Source organism: Scytonema sp. PRP1, assembly GCF_036697665.2.
Taxonomy (GTDB): domain Bacteria; phylum Cyanobacteriota; class Cyanobacteriia; order Cyanobacteriales; family Nostocaceae; genus Kalymmatonema; species Kalymmatonema gypsitolerans.
Genome location: NZ_JBAHYJ020000046.1, coordinates 234,730 through 241,014, shown reverse-complemented (window position 1 = coordinate 241,014; position 6,285 = coordinate 234,730). Strand labels below are relative to the sequence as shown.

Annotated in this window: 7 protein-coding genes; 1 reads left to right on the top strand and 6 read right to left on the bottom strand. The window is 41.0% G+C overall.

Translation table 11 applies throughout. The annotated features are described in order from the left end of the window. On the top strand, window positions 1-383 hold a 383-nt coding region (locus V5G28_RS09825), incomplete at its 5' end, for a hypothetical protein (RefSeq protein ID WP_332993379.1). A gap of 179 nt (window positions 384-562) precedes the next feature. On the opposite strand, the gene V5G28_RS09820 is transcribed toward V5G28_RS09825, so the two are convergent. The 6 genes from V5G28_RS09820 to V5G28_RS09795 form a co-directional block, all read right to left on the bottom strand. Then, on the bottom strand, window positions 563-796 hold the full coding sequence (locus V5G28_RS09820; RefSeq protein ID WP_332993376.1) for a hypothetical protein: 234 nt from the start codon (window positions 794-796) through the stop codon (window positions 563-565). 41 nt (window positions 797-837) lie between these two features. Continuing rightward, a complete protein-coding gene (locus V5G28_RS09815; protein ID WP_332993375.1) occupies window positions 838-1,326 on the bottom strand; it encodes a class I SAM-dependent DNA methyltransferase in 489 nt (162 codons plus the stop codon). Beyond that, window positions 1,323-2,435: a DegT/DnrJ/EryC1/StrS family aminotransferase gene (locus tag V5G28_RS09810; RefSeq protein ID WP_332993372.1), complete on the bottom strand. Its 1,113-nt coding sequence runs from the start codon at window positions 2,433-2,435 to the stop codon at window positions 1,323-1,325. Before V5G28_RS09810 ends, V5G28_RS09815 begins: the two co-directional genes overlap by 4 nt. Before the next feature lie 2 nt (window positions 2,436-2,437). Further along, the gene (locus V5G28_RS09805; RefSeq protein ID WP_332993370.1) at window positions 2,438-2,881 is read right to left on the bottom strand and encodes a hypothetical protein; all 444 of its coding nucleotides are present in this window, start codon (window positions 2,879-2,881) and stop codon (window positions 2,438-2,440) included. 1,121 nt (window positions 2,882-4,002) lie between these two features. Beyond that, window positions 4,003-4,761, bottom strand: a complete 759-nt coding sequence (locus V5G28_RS09800; RefSeq protein ID WP_332993368.1) for an SGNH/GDSL hydrolase family protein — start codon at window positions 4,759-4,761, stop codon at window positions 4,003-4,005. A 75-nt stretch (window positions 4,762-4,836) separates the two neighbouring features. Further along, on the bottom strand, window positions 4,837-6,177 hold the full coding sequence (locus V5G28_RS09795) for an oligosaccharide flippase family protein (protein WP_332993366.1): 1,341 nt from the start codon (window positions 6,175-6,177) through the stop codon (window positions 4,837-4,839). Between the last annotated feature and the right edge of the window lie 108 nt (window positions 6,178-6,285).

Here is a 6,285-nt window from a genome sequence, read left to right as displayed (position 1 = left end):
TTGATGTTGAGACTATTTGTGGGCAAATACCGCCAAATAAGCTTTTTTGTACTCAAGAGGTACTGGTGAATGAAAAATCAGCCGAATTGCTGATTAGGGTTGAACGGCGATCGCTCCTTTGGGGCGTTTTCAACCAGATCAATCAGCCAATGTGTTGCGCCATCCGCGAAAATTCATTAGCCAAAGGTCAATTCAAACGCCCCGATATCAGCTCTACCACCGCTGACACATCCGGGTTGATACCGCCAGAACTTCCCAGGTTACCAGCGCTCATCGTGTTCCCCATGGCTGTACCCGAAGCATCATTAAACACACCACCACCATTGCTGCCTTGGTTGCGGGTGATGGTACTAAACATTAGCGATAGGGCACCGTCGTTATAAACGCCGCCGCCCTCGCTTGCCAAGTTACTGCTTGATACCTACATCCAAATAGTACAAGCCAGCTCATTTATTAATAGGGAAAACAAAATTTTATTGCTGATAAAATCCCCTCAATTCATTGAGGGCGCACACTGAGGCGTAAACCCCACAACCCACACCGTTCTTGAAGCAACTTTCATTCAGGTTCTGCCAATAAAGTAAACTCCCCAGGTATCAAAACCTGCCTCCCGATTAGTTATCCATTCACGAAAAGCAACAACCTGTATCTGAAATTCCCGCAGTAGCAACTCAATTTCTGGTTTAAATAAGTAGCGCATTCGATGAGTTTCTTGTAACTCTTCAACAGCGTTGCTACTTTTATCTCTAATGAAAACTTGATAATTTACATCTACCCAATTTTCATTCTTGTGCATAACTGGTTGTGCAATTCTAGTTACGAGAATTTGCTCATCTTCTAAACGTTTAACTCTGGTTGTGGGGCGATCGCTACTGCCGGTCCATACCAGACATCAAAGATAAAAATTCCCCCAGGCTTCAAATGCTCTTTGACTGTAGCAAAAGTTGCTAGCAAATCCTCGTTCAATGTCTGGTAGCTAACGACATGAAACAGTGACAAGACAACATCAAAAGTCTGATTTAGCCTTACTGTACGGACATCTCCATGAGTAAATTTCAGCCTAGAGACTAAATCTGGTGGAAGATGGGAGAGGCGATCGCTAGCTTTTTGTAGCATCTCCTGACTGATATCCACTCCTTGAACTTGATAACCTTGCTTTGCCAACAGAGTTGCGTGGATACCTGTGCCACAACCCAAGTCCAGGATTTTCTCAGTCTTTGGCGCATATGTCTTAACTAACTGCTCAATAAACTGGGTTTCTCCAACATAATCCTTATCTTGGTAGAGAAGGTCGTAATAACGGGCATAGTTGTTAAAAATATTCATTTCAATATTTCCTTAACTGCCAGTACCACTTGTTCAATTTGTTCATCCGTCAGTGCCAACCCGCTAGGAATATAAAAACCCCGACGAGCGATTCTTTCCGCTACGGGGTAAGATTCTCCCTCAAATAATCCCATCTTTCTCAACACAGGTTGCTCATGCATACACCAAAAGAAAGGACGAGTACCTATTTTCTTCTGACCAAGACGCTGCATCACTTCTTGAGCCTCAAATGGGACTTCGTCAGAAAGGACTAAACCATAAACCCAGTAGATATTTGTTGCATATTCAGTCTCTAACAACGGTAACTGTATAGTAGGGATGTGTGCAAGTAACTCTGTATAAACTTGCCCCATTCGTCGCTTACGTGCTATGAATTCATCCAAGCGCTCTAACTGAGCAACTCCAATCGCTGCTTGTAGATTACTCATTCGCATATTCCAACCCAATTCTTCATGCACGAACCGTTTCTGAGGTTGGAAGCACAAATTCCGCAACGAACGACACCTTTGTGCTAAGTGTTCATCATCTGTGACCAGCATTCCACCTTCACCCGTAGTGATATGTTTGTTTGGGTAAAAGCTGAATGTACTGATGTTGCCAAAGCTACCACAAGGAATACCTTTATAGGTTTGACCATGCACTTCAGCTGCGTCTTCTATGACAGATAAACCATACTTGTCTGCCAAGGCTAAAACTGGTTCCATATTTACAGGTAAACCGTAGATGTGGACAACCATAATCGCTTTCGTTCTAGATGTTATCTTTGCCTCAATTTGGCTAACATCCATATTCCAAGTGTTGCGATCGCAATCTACAACAACCGGAATTGCACCAGCGCGGACAATAGCAGCAGCACAGGAGATAATTGTGAAAGTAGGCAAAATAACTTCATCTCCTTTGCCAATTTCCAATGCTGCTACTGCTGCATCAAGAGCAACTGAACCATTACTGACAGCAATGCCATATTTGCGTCCAACACGGGCAGCAAATTTCTGTTCAAGTTGTTCGACAAATGATCCTTCAGAAGAAATCCATCCCGTATCAATACACTGGTTTAAGTATTTCTTCTCGTTACCATTCAAGAGTGGTTCGTTTACAGGAATAGGCATTGTCAAACCTTGTTTAACTCCATTATTTTTGCTTGTTCTGAAGCGATCCCAATAAACCTTGTTTTATCCTGTTCCTTAACGTAGGGACCTTGCTTAACTTCAATCATCTCAATTTCTTCAAGCACTTCAAATCCGTGACCGCCAGAACTTAAGAGGATGACGTCTCCACTTTCCAAAATTCTGCTTTCTAGATATTGCTGTTCGTTGTCATAAAAATCTACCCGTAGCTTGCCTTTTTTGAGAAATAAAACCTCTTGCGTATACATGACTTCCCGATATACCGGATTGTGGGTATGAGGCTGAATCACTTTCCCCTTTGGATGACTCATATAAGCTATTTGCTGAGAAAATTCGTCAGGGGTAAAGAAGTGAATTCCTGGCTTGTAAAAATCTTTCGATATAATTATCGCTAGAATTTGATGGCAATGAGTAATCTTTTCTATCATGAGTGTTAAGCAATAAATAATTGTTTGGTTGACCTGAACTCGACGTAAGAAAATGGCTTCAAATCCTTACCTCGTGAAAGTTTGGGCGAAAACAAAGCTAGGCTTTTGATTCTCAACAAGCAAAAAATATTGAGAATAGAAAGAGAATTCTCAATATCTTTGCTTAATTGTCAATAAACCGGAGGGTTTTTCGATCTGTTAAATGAGCTTTAACCCTTGTCCTGCAAATCTTGCAACCGTTTTCCTTATATCGAACTCAGGTTTTGTTGATAATTCTATCGACCTAAGTAGGTCGTTGAAGTTCAAAGAAAAAAGTACCAACTAGCTTTTACATCTTGAGTATTTTTTCTTCATATCTTGTTTGATATATTATCAAATTTATCAGTAATTTTACTAAATAATCAATGTCCTTTTATTCAATCTTCAACTACTTGTCTGTAGTTGTACTAGCTGAGAGGTTAAATTTTAAAGTCTAATCTTAGAAAGAAAAACGCTAGAATACCGACAAAGTCTAGGTTCAAGCTATGAGTTCAACAAAACTAGATGTTGAAAAGCAATATTCAAGAATTCGCTTAATTACGATTTATGCACTGTACAAATGAGACATCATATGTATGAAGAACATTTGGTCGTTCCAGGCTTTTGACAATTACCGTTAGATGGGTGGCGATAGGCATGATTGCGTCTGTGTTATGCGCGATTGGGCAAAGCCCAGTGCCGTTCGCGGAGCGTCTCCGTTAGGAGAAGGCAATCGCCCTCAAGATGATCGAAAAATCAGGTTGGGACGTTTGAAATTCATACCCCATATTTGGTATTTCCTGGCGTACAGCGCTTATTCTATGATTAGACGAGAAATCGTAGGCTGTGCCTTGCCCAGAAAAGCCTACGTGATCGACATTTGATATATTGGTGAGCAATGCACACTTTACAGGAAACTGGTGTCAGTCCTAATTTTGTCTATTGCTGGTCGCAGTCCTCCTGGCTTGAATGTCACTTAAGGACATGTTTGAGCTTGTTGGTTTACTTATTCTCAACAAGCCCTGATTTTTGCTGTGAGCAATTGCGCTTTCGGCTTTGATTTAGTTGCTCAATTTTCTGTCAGCGAATGTATTTTTTACGATTTAAAGCACCTGTTTGAGAGCATCAAACCAACGGGTAGCCACCTTCCATTCACCAGTATCATTAGGATGGCAGCCATCGAAAGTATCAACGCCCCACGTTGCATCGAAACCATTGTACTGATCCACGACAATGACAGGTGATTGTGATGTATATGTTTGGCTTGCAAGGTTTGGAATAAGCGCATTGAACTGTTCAATTCGCTCCCGGTACCCACACCCAATGATTTGAGCGAGTAGTATCTTCACATATGGGTTATAGTTACGAAACTTTTGAATGATCTCACGTATATCCTCGATTGTGCTCTCTGGGCTTTGTTCCTGTCCAAGATCATTGGTTCCAATATGAATCAGCGCTACGTCTGGTCGAGTGTTGCTCGCCCATTCGTCAATACGCTCTAGTATCTGATCTGCTCGCCAACCACAATGACCCTCATTGTCTAGATCAAAGTCTGACAGAGGTGTACGTCCGTTACAATTGAATTGGGTTGACCCAACAAAATCGACGTTATAACCTGCATTGCGTAAATAAAACCAAAGTAAGCGACGGTAGCCGTTTTGATTTTCGTGTCCTGCAGTAATCGAGTCGCCTAGGGGCATGATCCGGGTAGGATAAGAATTTTGTGCAATCAAAACTGGTTTAGTAGCGTTTTTGCCTGCGCTAAACACCGCCTGACTAGAGCCTCCTTTGCCTATTACTCCTACTACGACAACAACAAACACACTGACAATGCTCAAGATTGTCAATAGCCAACGACGCATATTATTACCTCTTCAATAAATGTAGTGCTGTCATGATTTTTATTGCTAAACCAAGACAGCAGCTTTTGTATTTACCTAAAATAGTGTTTGAATTGGTAGCCCAAAACCTAGATAATTCCGAATGGCTAAAAATAGAGCAAGTACCGCGATAAAAAAGGCTGTGGTTTGAATATCTTGGGCAAAACAAGTGAGTTTTTCCTGCCAAAGTCCATAAAGGTTGACTATGTACAAAGGCAAATCGCTTAGTGCAATCACAATAATAGCCCCTAATACACCAAAACTGTAATTTGCTAAAGGTACACCCAGAGCAATTATTCCAAATCGAGCGAAATTACTTTGAGCTGAGTATAAGGGTTTGCTAATTGCTAATAAAGCAGGGCTAATAGTATAGAAGAGCAGCGAAAACCAAATACCACTGCATAATATTGGCATCATCCAGATAGCTGCAGCATACCTTTTGTCGTACAATATTCCAACAACTAAATCACCAACAGTGACTAGACCAGCTAATACGATCGCACAGGTAAATAGCATCAGCCAGCGTTGACGGATAATTTTCGCTCGCAATGTTGGTCTTGGCAAGTCAGATTGGTGGGAAATTGCAGGAAAAATGACTTTATAGCTAAGTTGTTTAATAACTTCTCGGGGTATGCTTGCCAAGGTATAAGCGACTGTGTAGACACCTAGCATTTCCAATGACAGAATCTTACCCAAAACCAAGCGGTCAGTTTGTTCTGCCGCAAACATGAGCGTGGATGCAACGAACATCCACTTACCAAAGGATAAAATTTCTTTCACGGCTTTCGGTTCCCATTGAAAGCGGTTGGAGTATTTTGGGATTAACCAATAGCTGCTGACTAGTTTGTATATTGCTCCTATCACCGGTGCAATAGCTAAAGACCAAATATTTGGATAAAACCAAACCAAGAGAATTAAGGTAGACAAAAAACTTGCTTGCATGATCAGTTCATACAAGGAAAGCTTACCCAAAACCATCCGGCGATGGAGAGTATGTACACTAGTACAGCTAAATCCATCAATAACTGAGGACAGTGTAACAATAGGAATTAGCCACCAAAGGCGCACGTCATTGTAGAAATTTGCAATTGGATAGGCAATAAGTATGCAAAGAAACCAAATCACTACTCCACGAATTGCTTGTATACTCCAAGCAGTATTTAAGAAAGTAGGTTCATCGCCTCGTTTACTGTTGATTATATTTTGACCAATACCAACGTCTGAAAATAGTTCCAGACCAACTCTAATCGTCGTGACCAAAGCCATCAAACCAAAATACTCTGGTTCCAACAAGCGAGTTAGAATTAGATTATTGCCAAACCGTAAAATTTGAATACCTCCGAAACCAAGAATCGTCCAAATTGCACCACGGATGGCAAGTTGTTTTACAGATTTCATAATTTTTCAAACTAATAGATGGTATAATACTCTCCATAGAGGAAATGATGCGTCATCAGATAATATCAAGTTCCGTTGATGACTTATACCATTTCTCTATGAAGTTGA

Excerpts from the sequence above, each read along its gene's own strand:
- V5G28_RS09820 (WP_332993376.1), bottom strand. The coding sequence starts at position 796 with ATGCACAAGAATGAAAATTGGGTAGATGTAAATTATCAAGTTTTCATT.
- V5G28_RS09815 (WP_332993375.1), bottom strand. The coding sequence starts at position 1,326 with ATGAATATTTTTAACAACTATGCCCGTTATTACGACCTTCTCTACCAA.
- V5G28_RS09810 (WP_332993372.1), bottom strand. The coding sequence starts at position 2,435 with ATGCCTATTCCTGTAAACGAACCACTCTTGAATGGTAACGAGAAGAAA.
- V5G28_RS09805 (WP_332993370.1), bottom strand. The coding sequence starts at position 2,881 with ATGATAGAAAAGATTACTCATTGCCATCAAATTCTAGCGATAATTATA.
- V5G28_RS09800 (WP_332993368.1), bottom strand. The coding sequence starts at position 4,761 with ATGCGTCGTTGGCTATTGACAATCTTGAGCATTGTCAGTGTGTTTGTT.
- V5G28_RS09795 (WP_332993366.1), bottom strand. The coding sequence starts at position 6,177 with ATGAAATCTGTAAAACAACTTGCCATCCGTGGTGCAATTTGGACGATT.